This is a genomic window from Candidatus Pantoea formicae, assembly GCF_011752625.1.
In the GTDB taxonomy this organism is placed as follows: domain Bacteria; phylum Pseudomonadota; class Gammaproteobacteria; order Enterobacterales; family Enterobacteriaceae; genus Pantoea; species Pantoea formicae.
In genome coordinates this window covers 344,843-362,474 of record NZ_VWXD01000004.1, presented here as the reverse complement: position 1 = coordinate 362,474, position 17,632 = coordinate 344,843, and the positions used below count along the sequence as shown (strand labels likewise).

Below are 17,632 nucleotides of genomic sequence, written 5' to 3'. Positions count from 1 at the left end.
GTTAAATACGCACTCATTGGCTTAAGTGAGCGGTATTATGCATTTTATTACCCTGACAAAAAAAAGCGCGAGGGACAGCTCGCGCCTTGCTATCGACAATCCTGGCTCAAGTATTTCGCGTTGCAGGAAGGTGGGTATTACATACCGATATATTTCTTGCCCTGTTTCAGGACCACATCACAGGCTTTGGTCTTCACTTTCTCACCCATCGGTGAGTTGCTCAAGCTCTGCAGATTGAGTTGCTGACCGTTGCCGGTGTTCAACAATCCTTGCAGACCCTGCTGGTAATCCGTCTTTTGCTCCTGCGCGGCGGGGCTGCTCAGGCCAAGTTTGCTCAGCACTTGATCTTTAACCGATGCCACATTGTTATCCACCACGTTATGCTGCACACAGTAGGACATCACACCGGCAGCATTTGTCATACTGTTGGAACTCACGGCTTTATCGCCGCCATTGAGCAAACCGGTCAGCGAAGAGAGCGACAAACCGCCGTTCTGCGTGCTGCTGGTGGTGCTTGTACTGTTGTTCTGCTGAGACAGCTGTGAGGCAGCGCTGCTCAACTGATCCTGCCAACTCGCCGCTGATGCGCTTCCTGCTACCAGTGTTGCAGCGATACCCAATCCCAAAATGATGCGTTGTGATGCTTTGTTCATGTCAACCTCGTTGTCTTTATACATCTGACGTCGTCAGTTTTGGTTAAGAGGGATGTAACCACAGAAAGTTCCTAAGAGCGGGGAGTTTGAGAATGTTCTGCATTTGAAGGGGCCGTGAGGCAATGAAACTGGCAGCTTTTTGGCCGTTAATCAGCGGAATGCTGTTTTTTTCAACGGTCAGTGCACAACCCTGTCGATTACAGTTGCGCACTCCGTTTGTAACGGTATAATCCCCAACGTTTTCCGCATCCTCTTCAGTGCCGAAGTGGCGAAATCGGTAGACGCAGTTGATTCAAAATCAACCGTAGAGATACATGTCGGTTCGAGTCCGACCTTCGGCACCATCGATTGATGCAAAAATTAAGTCGCTCACGAGCGGCTTTTTTTGTGTCTGAATTTCATCCGGGCAATCCTTTAAGTGTGAATGACATCTCAAAGCCATGAGATTCTTGAACTAGCAGCAAGCCTGCTGCACACAAACAAGCCATTTCTTGTATTCATTTCCTCATCATGACCCTATCGTTTCCGCTCCGTTAACTGGCAGATAGCCTTTCTGAAGAATTGAATTCAATCAGAAAAGTCATTCATCTGGAGTATCTCAATGAAGAGTGAAAAAAAAGAGGGAACTTTACGTCTCATGACGATGGGAGAGATTGCAATGGCACAACGTGTTTTCGGTCATTCAATCTCATATAACCGAGTGTGGATCCATTGCGACAGTTATCTACCTTTTGGACTACAAGCAAATAATTATGGAATGACGCCCAATGGCGAGCTGTGGTTTAGAAAAGAGCTTTATCGCGATGATTTCTCCTCCTCTGCAGTTCAGGACGAAACTAAACATCTTTTCATTCATGAAATGGGACATGTGTGGCAGCACCAACAGGGCATGTGGGTTCGAATGAGAGGTTTGGTGAGTTGGGCTGCATCTTATAGTTATCAACTTGATAAAGATGAATTATATGACTATTCCCTGGAGCAACAAGCATCCATTATTGCCGACTATTGGTGGTTGTTAGTATATGGCTTGGAGAGCTGGAATTCCCAGAAAGGGATAAATCGTGTAATACAGTACAGAGGAACGGATAGACTCCAGGACATTCCAATGCTCTACAAGAAAATCGTCACAGGGAGACGTGATTAACGTGATTAATATGAAAAAATTCATAATGGTATTCTTAGTGCCCTTGCTGGCTTCGTGCATAGGTCCGGGAGATAAAGGCATTATCAACGAACCTGCACACGCCACTTTTCGAGACAACCAACTTTGTGTCATGGTTCCAATCCAGGATCCCATTTATCTATCGACCATCCAGTTTGCTGGCAGTGATGATAGTGCATTCAGAAAAGTACTCCCCCCTTATTCTGTAATGGTCCAAAAGGGTGATTGCCTGCCTAATTTTGATTTTAAATTTAATGAAAATGTGAATTACACGCTTTACTACTCTTTGATTGAGGTGGGTACTCAGAATATTAAATATTACTCAGTAGGCTTCTCCCTAACAGGGCAGCATGTATTGCTGAGTCCTGGCGCAAAATAGCGACGCCTGATACCGCCATAACTTTGTCTGCTCAGTCGTTCAAGGTGGTTAACGACGTGCCGCCTTGCAATACGTCAGCCAAGCCGTATTTTTATGCTGTCCTAGCATGACCACTGATTATCCGCAAACTCCGCAAGATCCATCAGGCCCACACCTGCACGCTTGGGCATACTCACCTTCAAGGAGAATGCCATGCCAATCGACAAATACAGCACCCTCAATACCCATCGCTATCAGCGTCGCTTCACCAAGGTTTTCGATTATATCGATCAGCATCTTGATGAACCTTTACTGCTTGAGCAACTGAGCGAAGTGGCGCACTTTTCGCCATACCACTTCCACCGTCAGTTCAGCGCGTTTTGCGGTGTTCCGCCGGGGCGCTACATTCAGTTGATGCGGCTAAAACGGGCGTCGTATCGGCTGGCATTCAATCCTCATGAGAAAGTGATCGATATTGCGTTAGATGCCGGATTTCAGCATGCCGAGTCATTCAGCCGCGCCTTTAAACAGCTTTTTAAGCTTACGCCGAGTGAATTTCGTCATCAGCCGGTATGGATAGACTGGCATCAACGCATGCCTCAACCCCAACATAAATGGAGAGAAAACATGTCAGTCGACATTCACGATTTTCCTACCACAAGCGTCGCGTTGTTGGTGCATCGTGGTGAGCCGCACCGTATTAATGAAACCGCCGCGCAGTTTATTGCGTGGCGCAAAGCCACCGGTTTTTCACCGGTACGCAGTAGCCAGACATTTGGTATCGCTCCACACGATCCCACATTAACACCGCCAGATGGCTTCGAGTTCCATCTATGCGGTTCTGTCGATGAACCCATTCCAGAAGATAACGTGTTTGGCGTCATCAATAGCGCGATTCCCGGTGGGCGCTGTGCAGTGCTGCGTCATCAAGGTTCTCATGACGCATTAACTGAACTGGCTCAGAGCTTATATCGCGATTGGCTGCCCGCTAGCGGTGAAGAGTTACGTGATTTCCCACTGTTTTTTCATTATCACAACTTCGTGCATGAAGTTGCAGAACATGAATTGGTAACGGATATCTTTTTGCCACTGAAATAGCATTGATCTTGGTCGCTGTCGTGCCGCGCACGGTTGAAACATACTCAAACCACAGTGGCCCACCCGCAGCGAAGCCGACGGGCAGGGCCATTTCACCGTTTAATCCGGACAAACGCACACAGCGATTGTCGCCGCAGACCTGCACCTTGGAACCAATCTTTATGTAATTGCATTAATAGTCTTCAGAATGCCTAAGAAAACACAGCGCTCTCACAAATCACGGTGCAGAAATGTTGGCACCTGGCTGTCATTCTTACTATCCTAGGTTAGCGCGTTGGTATAACAGCCGCGCATTGACGGGAACGATTCGTAATCCGGGTAATATTAAAACCTCCGGAAAATATATTATTGGTTTAATACAGTCATTTTCCTTACAGGAAGTAATGGGTAGATGATGCGAAATATAAAGAGAAGTCTTGCATTAAGTGCTGTTGTGGCAAAAAAATAATGACCAACGATCCCGCGAAGCTTGAAAAACTGAAAGACCGTTTGAAGAGTCGCCTCGAGCTACCCGCTGGCTGGCATATGGTGGGGTTACCGCTTATCTCCAGCATGATCCTCGCAGTTGTGAGTTTCGCCTTTCCTCAGCCTTTTATCTGGCTAGCGTTTTTCAGTTGGTTGGGCTTGCCGAAATACGCCGTGATGGCCGCTGTCGTTCCTGTCTCACTGCTTTTTAGCTTCATTACCGTTACGGCGATGGTATTCATTTCAAGAGGCTTTTTGTTAGCGATAAAAATTTATCTCGGAATGATTGCCCTGACGGTACTGGTCGCTGCTCTTTTCTTTCTGACAGCATTTATCCCGGCATTATTCGGTGCTGAACGCCCTTTGTGGTTCGTTATCAGCTCGCTTTTGGGATTGATTTTCAGTGGCTGTAGTGTGAAATGCATGAATAGCGACATATTTTTCCGCACCAATGCGCTCTATTTACACAACAGAGTCTGGCGCAAGCAACTCAATATTCAGCGCCAGAATCTATCGGTGGTAAAACGATGACGTATAGAAACTATGCGGATTAATGGTAAAGGTGGAGGTGAATGAATCAGCGGGAAGCCGGTCATTTGATTCATTAAACGCCAAATAAAATTTCATCTCATCCGATACCCCAGCGTCACCTGATTACTCAATATCGTCACCGATGGCGCAATCGCGCCGCGCACGGTTGAAACATACTCAAACCAAAGTGGCCCACTCGCCGGGAAGCCGACGGGCAGGGCCATTTCACCGCTTAATCCTGATAAACGCACACAGCGATTGCCACCGCATACCTGCACCCGAAATCCCATCGGCAGGTTTCCATTTGTCGTGATACGCCATGCCAGTGTGGCTGCGATCGCACCTGGCGGCGGTGCGATATCGGGCCGCACCGGGCGGCTTTTGAGGGTCTGCTTACCTTGTGACAGCATGCCGCCGAAACTGCTGCTGCTCCATGAACCGTCTGCGGCCATTGCTAACGGAGATATCACCAGCAACCCGCACCACATCCAGCCGCGCATCAGGCTTTACCGCCAATCAGCCATGTCATCCGCACATTGCGCTGGCTGCTGATCTCCTGACTGGAGAGCACCGCCATTTGCGGGAACATTCGCCTGAGATAACGAGACAGCATCAGACGCAGCGCCGGATTGACTAACAGCACCGGCGGTGCACCCAATCCGTCTTGGTGCATCAGTGCCTGTTCAGTCTGTTTCATCAGGCTCTCGGCAATACCCGGCTCAATGGCGCTACCACTTTGCGTGGCTTGTACCAACAACTGCTCCAATGACAAATCCAGACCGATAACCTGAATATCCACGTCACCGGGGAACCATTGCTGGGTGATGGCACGTGACAAGCGGGCGCGCACGCGTGCCGTCAGCTCATCGGCATCGCTATTCGCGGTGGCAAATTCCGCCAGCGTATCGATGATGGTGCGCATATCGCGGATCGCCACACGTTCCGATAACAGGTTTTGCAGCACTTTATGCAGCGTGGTCAGGCTGATCACTGCTGGGATCAGATCTTCCACCAGTTTTGGCGCATGCTTGGTGAGCTGATCCAGCAACTGCTGCGCTTCCTGGCGACCAAACAGCTCCTCTATATGGGTGGCGATCAGATGATTAAGATGGGTGGCGACCACTGAACTGGGATCGACCACCGTAAAGCCCAGCGTCTGAGCCAGCTCACGTTGTACTTCATCGATCCACAATGCGGGTAAGCCAAAGGTCGGTTCTTTGCAGGGCGTGCCCGGCACATCACCTTCGGCGCAGCCGGGGTCGATCGCCATCCAGCGATCGGGTTGGATCTCGCCGTGGCCGATCTCCACGCCTTTCAACAGAATCCGGTAATGCGTGGGCGCCAGATCGAGGTTATCGCGAATATGCACCGCGGGCGGCAAGAAGCCCATCTGCTGCGCGAATTTTTTGCGAATACCCCGCACGCGGTTGAGCAACTGGCCTTGCTGCTCTTGATCCACCATAGGAATCAACCGATATCCCACCTCCAGCCCCAGCTCATCTTCCATCTGTACGTCAGACCAACTGGCCTCATTCACCTGCGCAGTCTCCGACTCAACGCGCGCGTGAACCGCGCCCGCCAAGGATCGTTGTGCATCTTCACGGCCCCGCAACCACCAAGCCATTCCGAGTAACAGGGCGGTAAACAGCAGAAAGACCAGGTTCGGCATGCCGGGAATCAGCCCCAACAAGCCAATCACGGCGGCCGAAAGCAGTAACACGCGTGAAGAGGTGAACAGTTGATCCACCATCTGCTCACCAACATCCTGATCGTTAACCACGCGGGTCACCACCACACCTGCCGCAGTGGAGATCACCAGGCTTGGGATCTGCGCCACTAAGCCATCGCCAATGGTCAGCAAGGTGTAGGTTTCTCCTGCCATACCCACTGACATATCGTGTTGCATGACGCCGATGATCAAGCCACCGATGATATTGATCGCCATGATCATCAATCCGGCGATCGCATCACCACGCACAAATTTACTGGCACCATCCATCGAACCGTAGAAATCCGCCTCCTGCGTCACCTCTTTACGGCGTCGCTTGGCTTCCTCTTCACCGATCAGGCCTGCGTTGAGATCGGCGTCGATCGCCATCTGCTTGCCGGGCATCCCATCAAGGGTGAAACGCGCGCCGACCTCCGCGATACGCCCCGCACCTTTGGTGATAACCATAAAGTTTATGATGATCAAGATGATAAATACGATGATGCCAATCGCGAAGTTGCCACCCACCAGGAAGTGACCAAAGGCTTCGACCACCTGGCCTGCCGCATCGGCACCGGTATGGCCCTGCATCAGGATCACGCGCGTCGAGGCGACATTCAACGCCAGCCGCAGCAGCGTTGAGAACAGCAACACCGTCGGAAACGCTGAGAACTCCAGCGTCTTTTGCGTGAACATGGCGACCAGTAGGATCATGATCGACAGCACGATATTGAAGGTAAACAGCAGGTCCAGCACAAAAGTCGGCAGTGGCAGGATCATCATCGCCAGGATGGTCATGATCAATACTGGCCCAGCCAGCAGCTGCCACTGCGTCTCTCTCAAGGTGGGCAAACGTAGTTTTGTGGCGATATTAGCCATCACTCTCACTCTCTTGGGCAAAATCTAGCGTGGCGGGAACCAGCAGATGGGTCGGGCTTGATGGACGGGTGCCATAGCCCTTGCGCCAGCGGCGCAGGCTATAAACCCAGGCCAGCACTTCTGCCACGGCGTTATACAGTTCGGTGGGGACCGGCGCGCCGGTCTCACAGTGGCGATACAAGGCACGCGCCAGCGGTGGGGCATCCAGCATGGGAACGCCATTCTCGGCGGCCAACTCGCGGATGCGCAGGGCAATCAAGCCGCTGCCTTTCGCGACCACCACGGGCGCGCCCATGCTGCCTTCCTGATATTTGAGCGCCACCGAATAGTGCGTGGGGTTATTGACCACCACATCAGCGGTTGGGACGTCACTCATCATGCGGCGTTGAGCCATCTGACGCTGCAACTGACGGATACGACCTTTCAACAGCGGGTCACCTTCCTGCTTTTTGAATTCGTCTTTAACGTCCTGTCGGCTCATGCGGAGCTTTTTCCAGTTGCTCCATAATTGATAAATCACGTCGAACATCACCATCGGGATCAGCGACAGGATGATGGCGAGCATGCAGAACATCAGTAATTGACTGATGTCTTGCAGCGCCATGTTCAGCGGTTCATCGATCAAGCCGATCAACTTGTGTTTGCTCAGCATCAGGAACAGAGCACCGCCCACCGCTGCCAGCAGCACTTTGAGAATGGCTTTCACCATCTCTGAGATCATTTGCGCAGAGAACAGGCGTTTAAGGCCCGACAGCGGGTTCAGTTTCTTGGCATTGAACTTGATCGCTTTACTGCTGAGGTTCAGGCCGCCGATGATCACCGGTGCCGTCAACGCGGTGAGATAGAGGCCGCCCACCAGCGGCAGCAATGCCAGAAAGGCAATACCGAGCAGCGATCCGGCTTGATCCAGCATATGCTGTGGATCGCGCACCAGCAGGCGATCAAAGGCCAGGCCGTTATGCAGCAGATGCTGCAACGAGCGCGCCAGATGATGACCTCCCACCATCATCATTCCCCAACCCACCAGCAGCATGGCAAGGGTCGTCAGCTCGCGGGATCGCGGAACCTGGCCCTCTTCCCGCGACTTTTTGATACGTTCGGGTGTGGGGTCTTCTGTTTTCTCGTTATCACTTTGCTCAGACATGGCGCATCAGAAACCCAATGATTGCAGCAGATCGTCAACCTGCTCCTGCGAAGCCGCAATACCCTGCGCGGTGGTGTCGATCTGTGGGCCATTCTTCAACTGCACTTCTCCCTGATCCTCAATGGGTTCGCGATCGCCCATGTTTTCCACCAATACGCTGATCAGCTCTTTTTCAATGGTGTCGATCAGTTGCATCAGACTTTGCAGCACCTGTCCGGTGAGATCCTGAAAATCCTGCGCCATCATGATCTCAGTGAGTTGAGCGTTGGTCTGCTGGGTCATCTCCGGCACGCTCTGCAAATAGGCACGCGTGTCCTGTACCAGTTCACGCGCCCGATCAAGAGATTGGGGATCGACAAACCAGTCATCCCAGCGATGGCTGAGCACCGCGGCATTCTCACTCAACGCTAACTGAAGAGGGCGCGCGGCTTCGACGCTGGTCAAGGCGCGATCGGCCGCCTGAGAAGTTTTACTCACCACGTAACGCAGGCGATCGCGCGTGTTGGGAAAGGTATCCGCCACCTCAATGATGGTCTGCTCCAGACCCAAGCTGGCCATGCTGTTGCGCAGCAGACGTGTGAGTTGGCCGATGCGTATAAACAGGTCTTTCGGGTTCTCACTCTGTATATCCGGTGGTGAGCTCATGGCGGTTACCCCAACTTTTCGAAAATTTTGCCGAGCTTCTCTTCCAGCGTGGCAGCGGTGAAGGGTTTCACGATGTAGCCATTGGCACCGGCTTGGGCGGCAGCAATGATGTTTTCGCGCTTGGCTTCGGCAGTCACCATTAACACCGGCAGCTTGCCCATCACCGCATCGCTGCGAATCGCTTTTAACAGTTCCAGTCCATCCAGATTGGGCATGTTCCAGTCACTGACCACGAAGTCGAACTCGGCGGCGCGCAGCTTGTTGAGGGCGTCGTGACCGTCTTCCGCCTCTTCAATATTGTGATAGCCAAGGTCTTGCAGCAGGTTACGGACAATGCGTCGCATGGTGGCAAAGTCATCCACTACCAGAAAACGCAGGTTTTTATCTGACATCTGAGTGCTCTCCTGAACCGGCTTAATCGGCTCGCTTTCGTTGTAGGTTGTTGTTGAAACTGTCGAGTAGTCGCTGGCTCACCACGTCCAAATCCACCACTTCACAAGCGGCATCCAACGCAATGGCTTCACGTGGCATGCCGAACACTACGCAGCTCGCTTCGTTCTGTGCCATTGTCCAGGCGCCGGCCTGGCGCAGGGTGAGTAAACCGCGCGCACCGTCATTACCCATTCCGGTCAGGATGGCAGCGCTGGCGAATTTCCCTGCCTGCTGCGCCACGGAGTCGAACAGCACATCGACAGAAGGGCGATGGCGATTTACGGGCGCGTTTTCGTCGATATGCACCTCATAACCTCTGCTGCGACGCACCAAGGTCATGTGGCGATCGCCGGGAGCGATCAGGGCATTGCCGGGCATCAGCGGCTCGCCATGCTCGGCTTCTCGTACGGCTATCTGGCACAGGGTATCCATACGCTGGGCGAAAGAACGGGTGAAGCCGGCGGGCATATGCTGAGCGATAACGATGCCAGGGCTACTCACGGGCATCTGTGTCAGCACGCAGCGCAGCGCTTCGGTGCCGCCAGTGGAAGCACCGATGGCGATCACTTGGGTGATATCGGTTTTGATGCCGGGTAATACGGCTCCCACGGTGGCGCTGTTCAGGTAGCGATTGGGATTGGCTTTCGCAGCACCGCGGATTTTGTCGGCCAGCAGTGCGCCCCATACCGCCAGATCGCCTGGGATCTGGTTGCCCGGCTTGGGAATAAAATCGACAGCACCGTGCTCCAGGGCATTCAGCGTGGCGCTCGAACCGCGCGTGGTCATGCTGGAGATCATGATCACCGGCATCGGCCGCAACCGCATTAACCGGCTGAGAAAGTCCAGCCCATCCATACGTGGCATATCGATATCCAGCGTCAGCACGTCTGGGTTGAGCTGTTTGATCAGGTCGCGAGCAATCAACGGATCGGGCGCGGTGGCAACCATCTCCATATCGGCCTGCTGGTTAACGATGGCATTAAGCATGTTGCGCATTAATGCCGAATCATCCACTGCCATCACGCGTATCCGTTTCAACGTAAATCCTCCATGCGTTCGTACACTGATTGCCCACGTAGCCTGAGTGGCAGCGCGGGATGATTGAAATGTTCGGAATGGCCGACAAACAGCAAACCGCCGGGTTTCAGCAAGCGGGCGAAGCGTTCAAGCAAGCGCAACTGGGTTGTGGCATCGAAATAAATCATCACGTTGCGGCAAAAGATGGCATCGAACGGCTGCGACAGCGGCCAGTGCTCATCCAGCAGGTTAATCTGCTGATACTGAATACTCGCCAGCAGTGCCGGCTTCACTTTGACGTTCGCGTAATGCTCGCCCGCGCCGCGCAGGAAATAGTGACGCCTCTGTGCCTGGGTGAGCATTTGAATGTCGCGAAACCGATAAATGCCTGCCTGTGCTTTCGCTAATACTTCGGTGTCGATGTCCGAGGCCCAGACGCGCGTTCCAGCGCCGAGTACCTCATCCAGCGTCATCGCTATCGAACAGGGCTCCTCGCCTGTCGCGGCAGCGGTACACCACACGCGGTAATCCTTTGGCCGTAAACGGGCATGCTCCGCCAGGATCGGAAAATGGTGCGACTCGCGAAAAAACGACGTCAGATTGGTGGTCAAGGCATTGATAAAGACTTGCCACTCCGGGTGCTCAGGATGGGATTCCAGCAGAGCCGCATACTGTGAGAACGTCGTCAGGCTGAGTTCTCGCACCCGTCGTGAGAGGCGATTAAATATCATCTCTTTTTTTTGCACATTAACGACGATGCCTGCGCGCGCATAAATAAGTTTTGCCAGTCGCGCTAATTCGCGCTCATTTAAACATAACATTCCCGGTAATAAGCGTTCAGTGATGGGGGTAATTTCACGCATAGCCATCTGGCCTTATACCGGGGTGTTCATTATTTCCTGATAAGCGCCCACTATTTTATTTTTCATTTGCATGCCAAAACTAAAAGAAATAGACGATTTTTGCATACTTAACATCACATCATTTAATCCGATATCGCTACTGCCGGACATCCACTGCTGTGTCTTATTCTTAGCTTCAATTTGCGTTTTATTTATCTCATTGATGCTGGTCATTAAGGCATCGGAGAACGCAGGGGCGTCTTGACGAGTTGAGGGCTTCCCAGCAACCTGTTGTGCCTGGGATTGAATTTGATCGAGTACGCCGCGCAATAAAGTCACTGACATGTTGCACATCCTGATATAAGTCATAGTAGATGTTGGCAGAATATCATTTGCATCGGGAGGACATAAAATCCAATAAGCCCGCACAACTTTTACCTTATTGCGCATTAAAATAAATTTATTTCAGTTAATAATGTTCGTCTGAATATTCCTGATGACTCAATACTCTTTTTACAGGAAGGCGGCATGAGTGCCACATTAAAGGATTTAAACCACCATCCGGCCGCACAAATAAAGTCCGCGCTATTATCGTTGCGTACCAGCCCGAAGCTGCTGTTTGTTATTGCAGCTGCGGCAACGCTCTCGGTAATCATTGCGCTGGCTCTATGGGCCAATCAACAAAACTATCGCATTTTATTCAGCAGTGTCAGTGATGAAGACGGCGGTGCCATCGTGGCACAGCTGACTCAGCTCAATGTGCCTTACCGCATTGATGCGTCGAGTGGCGTGATTCGCGTGCCGGATGGGCTGGTACATGAGGCACGCATGAAGCTGGCCCAGCTTGGCTTACCCAAGGGGGGCGCGGTGGGTTTTGAACTGCTGGATCAGGAAAAATTTGGTATCAGCCAGTTTAGCGAGCAGGTGAATTTCCAACGTGCGTTAGAGGGGGAACTCTCGCGGACCATTGAGAATCTTGGTCCGATCCAGTCAGCGCGCGTACATCTGGCGGTGCCCAAACCGTCGATGTTCGTGCGAGACAAGAAACAGCCGACGGCTTCGGTCAGCGTCAATCTGGTCAAAGGACGCACACTCGATGACGCCCAGGTGGTGGCGATTACCCACCTGGTTGCCAGCGCGGTCACGGATCTGGCCGCTGAAAATGTCACGATAGTCGATCAGCGCGGCAATCTACTGACGCAGAGCGGCATGCGGGGTTTACAAACCTCACAGCTTAAATACACCAACGATATTGAGCGTGACTATCAGCAGCGCATTCAGCGCATGCTGGCCCCGTTGGTGGGGGAAAACAATGTGCGTGCCCAGGTCACGGCGCAGATTGATTTTACCCAACTTGAGCAAACGCAAGAGCAGTATCAGCCGAATGCCGATCCACAAAAAATGGCGATCCGCAGCCGTCAGGCCAGCCAGGCGGAGCAGGGCAATCAGCGCGGCGTGGGCGGTGTCCCTGGCGCGCTCAGCCATCAACCGCCGACGCCCGCTACCGCGCCGCTAACCCAGCCCTTGGGTTCAGGAGAGGCACAGCGCCCCGCAGGCCAGCCGTATAACAACCGCAACGATGAGACCACCAACTTTGAACTCGATCGTACGCTTATTCACAGCAAATCCAGTCTGGGTCGTATTGAGCGCCTCTCCGTTGCGGTGGTGATTAATCATCTGCCACAGGGCGATGAGGGCAGTGTCACTGCCATGAGCGAAGAACAGCTGTCACGTATCAACACCTTAGTGCAGGAGGCGATTGGCTATCGCGCGGCACGCGGTGACAGCATCAACATCATGCACGCGCCCTTCAATGGTGTGGTTGAAGAGTCTGCGCCTCCTCTTTGGCAGCAGGCCAGCTTCCATACGCTGCTGATGAACCTGTTCCGCTATCTGGTGATTGCGATCATCGCTTGGGTGATGTGGCGCAAACTGGTGCAACCCAGCTGGGAACGCCACCAGCAGACCCGACTGCGTGAGATGGAAATGGAAAAAGAGGCGCGAGAAGAGGCGCTGGCCGCCAAAAAACATGCGGCTGAAAACGATGCTCGCTCTCGCGCCCAGCAGCGCATCAATACGGAACTCAGCACGCAGCAACTGCGTGAAATGGCACAGCAGGAGCCACGGGTCATTGCGCTGGTGATTCGACAGTGGATGAACAAGGAGGTGCGGCAATGAATGCGGCAGAAAAGAGCGCCATCGTGATGCTGACACTGGGTGATGAGCTGGCGGCAGAAGTCTTCAAGCATTTGAACGCGCATGAAGTGAAGCAGATCGGCAGTTCCATGGTCAACATGGCCGGTTTTACCCATAACCAGATGGCCGCCGTGTTGCAGGAGTTTGAAAATGACTCCAGTGAATATGCGGCGCTCAGCCTTAATACCAATGAATATCTGCGCAGTGTGCTGGTGAAAGCGCTGGGGGAAGATCGTGCCAGTTCCTTGCTGGAGGACCTGCTGGATACGCAGCAGGGCAGCAATGGGATGGAGACGCTCAACTTTATGGAGCCACAATCGGTGTTTGATCTGATTCGCGAAGAACATCCGCAGATCATCGCCACCATCCTGGTGCACCTCAAGCGCAATCAGGCCGCCGACGTGTTGGGTAAGTTCGAAGACCGCGAGCGCAACGACATCATGCTGCGCATCGCCACCTTCGGCGGGGTGCAGCCCGCAGCCTTGCAGGAACTGACTGAAGTGCTGAATAACCTGCTCGATGGTCAAAACATTAAACGCAGCAAAATGGGTGGCGTGCGCCCTGCGGCAGAAATCCTCAATCTGATGAAGACACAGCAGGAGACGTCCGCCATTGAAGCGGTGCGTGAGTACGATCAGGAGCTGGCTCAGAAACTGATCGATGAGATGTTCCTGTTTGAAAATCTTATTGAGATGGAAGATCGCCATATCCAACGCTTGTTGCAAGAGATTGAAAACGAAACGCTGCTGATTGCGCTGAAAGGGGCGGATGAAGCACTGCGCACCAAGTTCCTTGCCAATATGTCGCGCCGTCAGGCGGAGCTGATCCTCGACGATCTTGCCTCGCGTGGACCGGTGCGTTTGTCGCAGGTCGAGGCCGAGCAGAAAACCATTCTTAACATTGTGCGTAAGCTGGCGGAAGCCGGCGAGATTGTGATTGGAGGCAGCGACGATGCCTACGTCTGATCGTGCGCAATGGCGCAACTGGCAGCCAGACAACTTGCTGCATGAATCGCCAGAAGCCCCACCTGAGACCGACAACACGCCCAATGATGCGCAGCAACAAGCTGAATGGGCACGGTTGCGCAAACAGGCAGAGCAGCAGGGCTTTAGCCAAGGGGTAAAGCAGGGTGAAGCAGCGGGTCATCAGCAAGGTTATGAGGTCGGCTGGCGCGAAGGCCACGAAGCGGGGATCGCACAGGGGATGGAGCAGGCCAGCATACAGCAGCAGGCCAAGCTGCGCGAGGCGGAGAGCTGGCTGCAGAATTTCACGCTGGCGATGGCAAACCTCGATAGCCTGATTCCCGGCCGCCTGGTGCAACTGGCGCTCACCGCCGTGCAGCAACTTTACGGCAGCAATACCTTGGTGGATCACCACAGGCTGCTGCAGCAGATTCGTGATTTGCTGCAGCAGGATGCCTTACTGCACGGCAATCTCCAGCTCTATGTGCATCCCGATGATTTTGTAGTGGTTGAGCAGGCACTGTCCGAAGGACTGATACAGGCAGGATGGCAATTGCACAGCGATGCACAACTCTCTCCCGGTGGCTGCCGGATAACATCGGCGGACAGCGAGTTTGATGCCAGCGTGGAAACACGCTGGCAGACGCTGTGCCAACTGATGCGCAAGGAGATCACCTCGTGAGCCAGCAACTGCGGCAGTGGCTCAGCGCCTTGGATGATATTGAAAGCAAAATCGCGTCGGTACCGGTATTTCGGCAATACGGCAAACTGACGCGCGCCACTGGCTTGGTGATGGAAGCGGTCGGGCTGGCTTTACCGATTGGCGCACTATGCCGGGTGGAGCGGCAAACTCTGCAGGGCAAAGCGGCTGTTGACAGCGAAGTGGTTGGTTTCAACGGCCACACGCTCTACCTGATGCCACTGGAGCAGGTGGATGGCATTGTGCCCGGCGCACGCGTGTATGCGTCTGATGGCGATAGCTGTGGCGGTAAACAGCTCCCGCTCGGGCCGCAGTTACTGGGACGAGTGCTGGATGCCCAAGGATATCCGCTTGATGGGGGTGCCATGCTGGGTAAACCGCTGGCGAACTTAGTCACGACTTCACTTAATCCGCTGCTTCGCGATCCGATCAAAACCGTGCTGGATGTTGGCGTACGGGCGATTAACGGCCTGCTGACCGTGGGGCGTGGGCAGCGTATGGGGCTGTTTGCGGGTTCGGGCGTCGGTAAAAGTGTGCTGCTGGGCATGATGGCGCGTTTCACTAATGCTGACGTGATTGTGGTTGGCCTGATTGGTGAGCGTGGGCGGGAAGTGAAAGATTTTATTGAAAATATTCTCGGTGAAGCGGGGCGTGAGCGGGCAGTCGTCGTCGCCGCACCCGCGGATGTTTCTCCTCTTCTGCGTATGCAGGGCGCGGTGTATGCCACGCGGATTGCAGAGGATTTCCGCGATCGCGGTTTAAACGTTTTGCTGATCATGGATTCCCTAACGCGCTATGCCATGGCTCAACGCGAAATTGCATTAGCCATCGGTGAACCTCCCGCCACCAAAGGTTACCCGCCTTCGGTGTTTGCACGCCTTCCTGCGCTGGTCGAACGCGCCGGTAATGGCGTGGCGGGAGGGGGATCGATCACCGCGTTCTATACCGTTTTGACGGAAGGCGACGATCAACAAGATCCTATAGCAGATGCGGCACGCGCGATTCTTGACGGACATATCGTGTTATCGCGCCGTCTGGCGGAGAGTGGCCACTATCCCGCCATCGACATTGAGGCATCGATCAGCCGCGCCATGACTGAGCTGATCCCGCATGTGCAGTTCCGCAAGATCCAACGCTTCAGACAACTGCTGGCCTGCTACCAACGCAACCGCGATTTGGTCAGCGTAGGCGCGTACGTGCAGGGCAGTGATGCCTTGCTCGACCAGGCAATCGAGCGCTTTCCCGCGCTGGAGGCTTTTTTGCTACAGGCCATCCACCAACGCAACCGTTATGACGATGCGACAGCAGCGCTGACGAAGCTATTTCCTGACATCACGGAGTGACGATGAATAACCCCAATCCGATGGTTATGCTGCGAGACAGAGCAGAAGAGACACTCAGCGCGACGACACAAGCGCTGGGTACGGTGCAGCAGAGTCTGCAGCAGGCGATGGCGCAGCAGCAGAAGCTCCAGAGCTATCAGTGTGAATACCAGCAGTCATTGCGTCAGGGGATGACGGGGGAAGGCATGTCGGTGGCACATCTGATCAATCATCAGGCGTTTATTGTGTCGCTGGGTCACGTGGTTAAACAGCATGAGAGCCACATTGATCGCTGCGAACAGGCGGTTGATCGGGCTAAGCGACGCTGGATCGATGATAAACAGCGGCTGAATGCTTTCGAAACGCTACTGGACCGGCGGCAAGGCGCGCAGGCGTTACAGGAAATACGCCGTGAGCAGAAGTTGATGGATGAGTGCGCCCAGCGAGTGAGTCAAAGGCGTGTGCGCCCATGAGAATCGATCTCACGGCACTTTTTAGCGGGAAACTGCTTGCCTTGCTGCACCCCCAAGTGCCGAACGGCAGAGGGTTTATTGAACTCATGCAGGAAAAACAGCCGGCTAACGAGCTGGGGAGTGACGTGCCGATGATAACGCAAGAGCTGCCCCTGGCACTTCCGCTGCCATCACCGGCTATCGAGTCGTCATCCGCTATCCAGTCAGCGCTGATATCTGCCATCCAGCCGCGACTGGCCTCCGCGCCCGATACTGCGTCAGTGCAGCCAGCCGCAGAACCGCATCAACCCAATCCGCAGTGGCAGCTACAGCAGTTAGTGATCCAGCACGCCGCCGCGCCTGAATCGTCTCCCCAGGGGCCACTCACCTCTGGTGTGCCGCCATTGGCGCCAGCCGTTCACCCAGAGCCGCCGCCAGTCACTGCTTTAGTAACTGAAGGGATGCCAGTCGCTAACACCGAAGGGGGTGCTGAGCTGGTTCAGTCGGTTCCGAGTAGTCTGCTGGCGAGCTCGCCCGGTTTGCGCTCAGTGCCAACCCCGCCGCTGATTGCCACCGCCGTCATCCATCAGCCACCGCAGTCACCGCAATGGCAGCAGGAGGTCAGCCAGCACATCGTTACGCTAAGTCGCAACGGTGTGCACAATGCGGAAATCCGCCTGCATCCCGAGAGATTAGGTTCACTGCAGATTTCCCTGCGCGTGCAGCATGAGCAGGCGCACATTCACATTGTGAGCGAACATGCGGTGGTGCGTCAGGCCATGGAACAAGCATTACCGCAGCTGCGAGCGGCGCTGGCCGAGTCGGGTATGCAGCTGGCGCAGGCAAATATCAGTGGGGATAGCGCGAATGCGCATACTGGCGATCGGCGGGGTGCGCCTCAGCCACAACAGCCCTCGTCTGAAACCCATGATCATCATGGTGATGAAGATGAATCCGTGAATACCCTATTAACGCCACCACCAGGTAATGGCAGTGCAATTAATACCTTTGTGTAAAGCGGTTAATTAGCGTCAGAAGTGAATTGACATTGGTTAATTTAATTAAC

Annotated in this window: 19 protein-coding genes and 1 tRNA gene; 11 read left to right on the top strand and 9 right to left on the bottom strand. The window is 53.9% G+C overall.

Going from position 1 to position 17,632, the window contains the following annotated elements; genetic code table 11:
• Positions 1–137: 137 nt before the first annotated feature.
• The gene (locus F3J38_RS14260) at positions 138–653 is read right to left on the bottom strand and encodes a YjjA family protein (protein ID WP_167139412.1); all 516 of its coding nucleotides are present in this window, start codon (positions 651–653) and stop codon (positions 138–140) included.
• 259 nt (positions 654–912) lie between these two features.
• Between F3J38_RS14260 and F3J38_RS14255 the strand changes: the two genes are divergently transcribed.
• From F3J38_RS14255 to F3J38_RS14235, 5 genes are all read left to right on the top strand, one after another.
• Positions 913–997, top strand: a tRNA-Leu gene (locus F3J38_RS14255).
• 257 nt (positions 998–1,254) lie between these two features.
• The gene (locus F3J38_RS14250) at positions 1,255–1,797 is read left to right on the top strand and encodes a type IV secretion protein Rhs (protein ID WP_167139410.1); all 543 of its coding nucleotides are present in this window, start codon (positions 1,255–1,257) and stop codon (positions 1,795–1,797) included.
• A 10-nt stretch (positions 1,798–1,807) separates the two neighbouring features.
• Positions 1,808–2,194: a putative T6SS immunity periplasmic lipoprotein gene (locus tag F3J38_RS14245; protein WP_369411008.1), complete on the top strand. Its 387-nt coding sequence runs from the start codon at positions 1,808–1,810 to the stop codon at positions 2,192–2,194.
• Between the two features lie 192 nt (positions 2,195–2,386).
• Complete coding sequence (locus F3J38_RS14240; RefSeq protein ID WP_167139406.1) at positions 2,387–3,271, top strand: AraC family transcriptional regulator; 885 nt, start codon at positions 2,387–2,389, stop codon at positions 3,269–3,271.
• Positions 3,272–3,718: 447 nt separating this feature from the next.
• Complete coding sequence (locus F3J38_RS14235; RefSeq protein WP_240155990.1) at positions 3,719–4,267, top strand: hypothetical protein; 549 nt, start codon at positions 3,719–3,721, stop codon at positions 4,265–4,267.
• A gap of 92 nt (positions 4,268–4,359) precedes the next feature.
• Here F3J38_RS14235 and F3J38_RS14230 read toward each other — a convergent pair whose 3' ends face one another.
• From F3J38_RS14230 to fliE, 8 genes are read right to left on the bottom strand one after another with little or no spacing between them, the layout of a single operon-like run.
• Complete coding sequence (locus F3J38_RS14230; protein WP_240155989.1) at positions 4,360–4,767, bottom strand: flagellar protein FlhE; 408 nt, start codon at positions 4,765–4,767, stop codon at positions 4,360–4,362.
• Positions 4,767–6,854: a flagellar biosynthesis protein FlhA gene (flhA, locus tag F3J38_RS14225; protein ID WP_167139404.1), complete on the bottom strand. Its 2,088-nt coding sequence runs from the start codon at positions 6,852–6,854 to the stop codon at positions 4,767–4,769. The genes F3J38_RS14230 and flhA overlap by 1 nt, the downstream gene beginning before the upstream one ends.
• Positions 6,847–7,998: a flagellar biosynthesis protein FlhB gene (gene flhB / locus F3J38_RS14220; RefSeq protein WP_167139402.1), complete on the bottom strand. Its 1,152-nt coding sequence runs from the start codon at positions 7,996–7,998 to the stop codon at positions 6,847–6,849. Before flhB ends, flhA begins: the two co-directional genes overlap by 8 nt.
• Before the next feature lie 6 nt (positions 7,999–8,004).
• Positions 8,005–8,643, bottom strand: coding sequence for a protein phosphatase CheZ (gene cheZ, locus F3J38_RS14215; RefSeq protein WP_167139400.1), 639 nt, complete (start codon positions 8,641–8,643; stop codon positions 8,005–8,007).
• Between the two features lie 5 nt (positions 8,644–8,648).
• Positions 8,649–9,035: a chemotaxis response regulator CheY gene (gene cheY / locus F3J38_RS14210; RefSeq protein WP_167139398.1), complete on the bottom strand. Its 387-nt coding sequence runs from the start codon at positions 9,033–9,035 to the stop codon at positions 8,649–8,651.
• Between the two features lie 22 nt (positions 9,036–9,057).
• Positions 9,058–10,113: a protein-glutamate methylesterase/protein-glutamine glutaminase gene (locus tag F3J38_RS14205; RefSeq protein ID WP_167139396.1), complete on the bottom strand. Its 1,056-nt coding sequence runs from the start codon at positions 10,111–10,113 to the stop codon at positions 9,058–9,060.
• Positions 10,110–10,955: a CheR family methyltransferase gene (locus F3J38_RS14200; protein WP_167139933.1), complete on the bottom strand. Its 846-nt coding sequence runs from the start codon at positions 10,953–10,955 to the stop codon at positions 10,110–10,112. The genes F3J38_RS14205 and F3J38_RS14200 overlap by 4 nt, the downstream gene beginning before the upstream one ends.
• 12 nt (positions 10,956–10,967) lie before the next feature.
• A complete protein-coding gene (fliE, locus tag F3J38_RS14195; RefSeq protein ID WP_167139394.1) occupies positions 10,968–11,279 on the bottom strand; it encodes a flagellar hook-basal body complex protein FliE in 312 nt (103 codons plus the stop codon).
• 183 nt (positions 11,280–11,462) lie between these two features.
• On the opposite strand from fliE, the gene fliF reads away from it, so the two are divergent.
• From fliF to F3J38_RS14165, 6 genes are read left to right on the top strand one after another with little or no spacing between them, the layout of a single operon-like run.
• A complete protein-coding gene (fliF, locus tag F3J38_RS14190; protein WP_167139392.1) occupies positions 11,463–13,112 on the top strand; it encodes a flagellar basal-body MS-ring/collar protein FliF in 1,650 nt (549 codons plus the stop codon).
• The gene (gene fliG, locus F3J38_RS14185) at positions 13,109–14,095 is read left to right on the top strand and encodes a flagellar motor switch protein FliG (RefSeq protein WP_167139390.1); all 987 of its coding nucleotides are present in this window, start codon (positions 13,109–13,111) and stop codon (positions 14,093–14,095) included. Before fliF ends, fliG begins: the two co-directional genes overlap by 4 nt.
• On the top strand, positions 14,082–14,774 hold the full coding sequence (locus F3J38_RS14180; protein ID WP_167139388.1) for a flagellar assembly protein FliH: 693 nt from the start codon (positions 14,082–14,084) through the stop codon (positions 14,772–14,774). The genes fliG and F3J38_RS14180 overlap by 14 nt, the downstream gene beginning before the upstream one ends.
• Positions 14,775–14,782: 8 nt before the next feature.
• Positions 14,783–16,135: a flagellar protein export ATPase FliI gene (fliI, locus tag F3J38_RS14175; RefSeq protein WP_205298269.1), complete on the top strand. Its 1,353-nt coding sequence runs from the start codon at positions 14,783–14,785 to the stop codon at positions 16,133–16,135.
• A 2-nt stretch (positions 16,136–16,137) separates the two neighbouring features.
• Positions 16,138–16,587, top strand: a complete 450-nt coding sequence (fliJ, locus tag F3J38_RS14170; RefSeq protein WP_167139383.1) for a flagellar export protein FliJ — start codon at positions 16,138–16,140, stop codon at positions 16,585–16,587.
• Positions 16,584–17,582, top strand: a complete 999-nt coding sequence (locus tag F3J38_RS14165; protein WP_167139381.1) for a flagellar hook-length control protein FliK — start codon at positions 16,584–16,586, stop codon at positions 17,580–17,582. The genes fliJ and F3J38_RS14165 overlap by 4 nt, the downstream gene beginning before the upstream one ends.
• Positions 17,583–17,632: the final 50 nt, after the last annotated feature.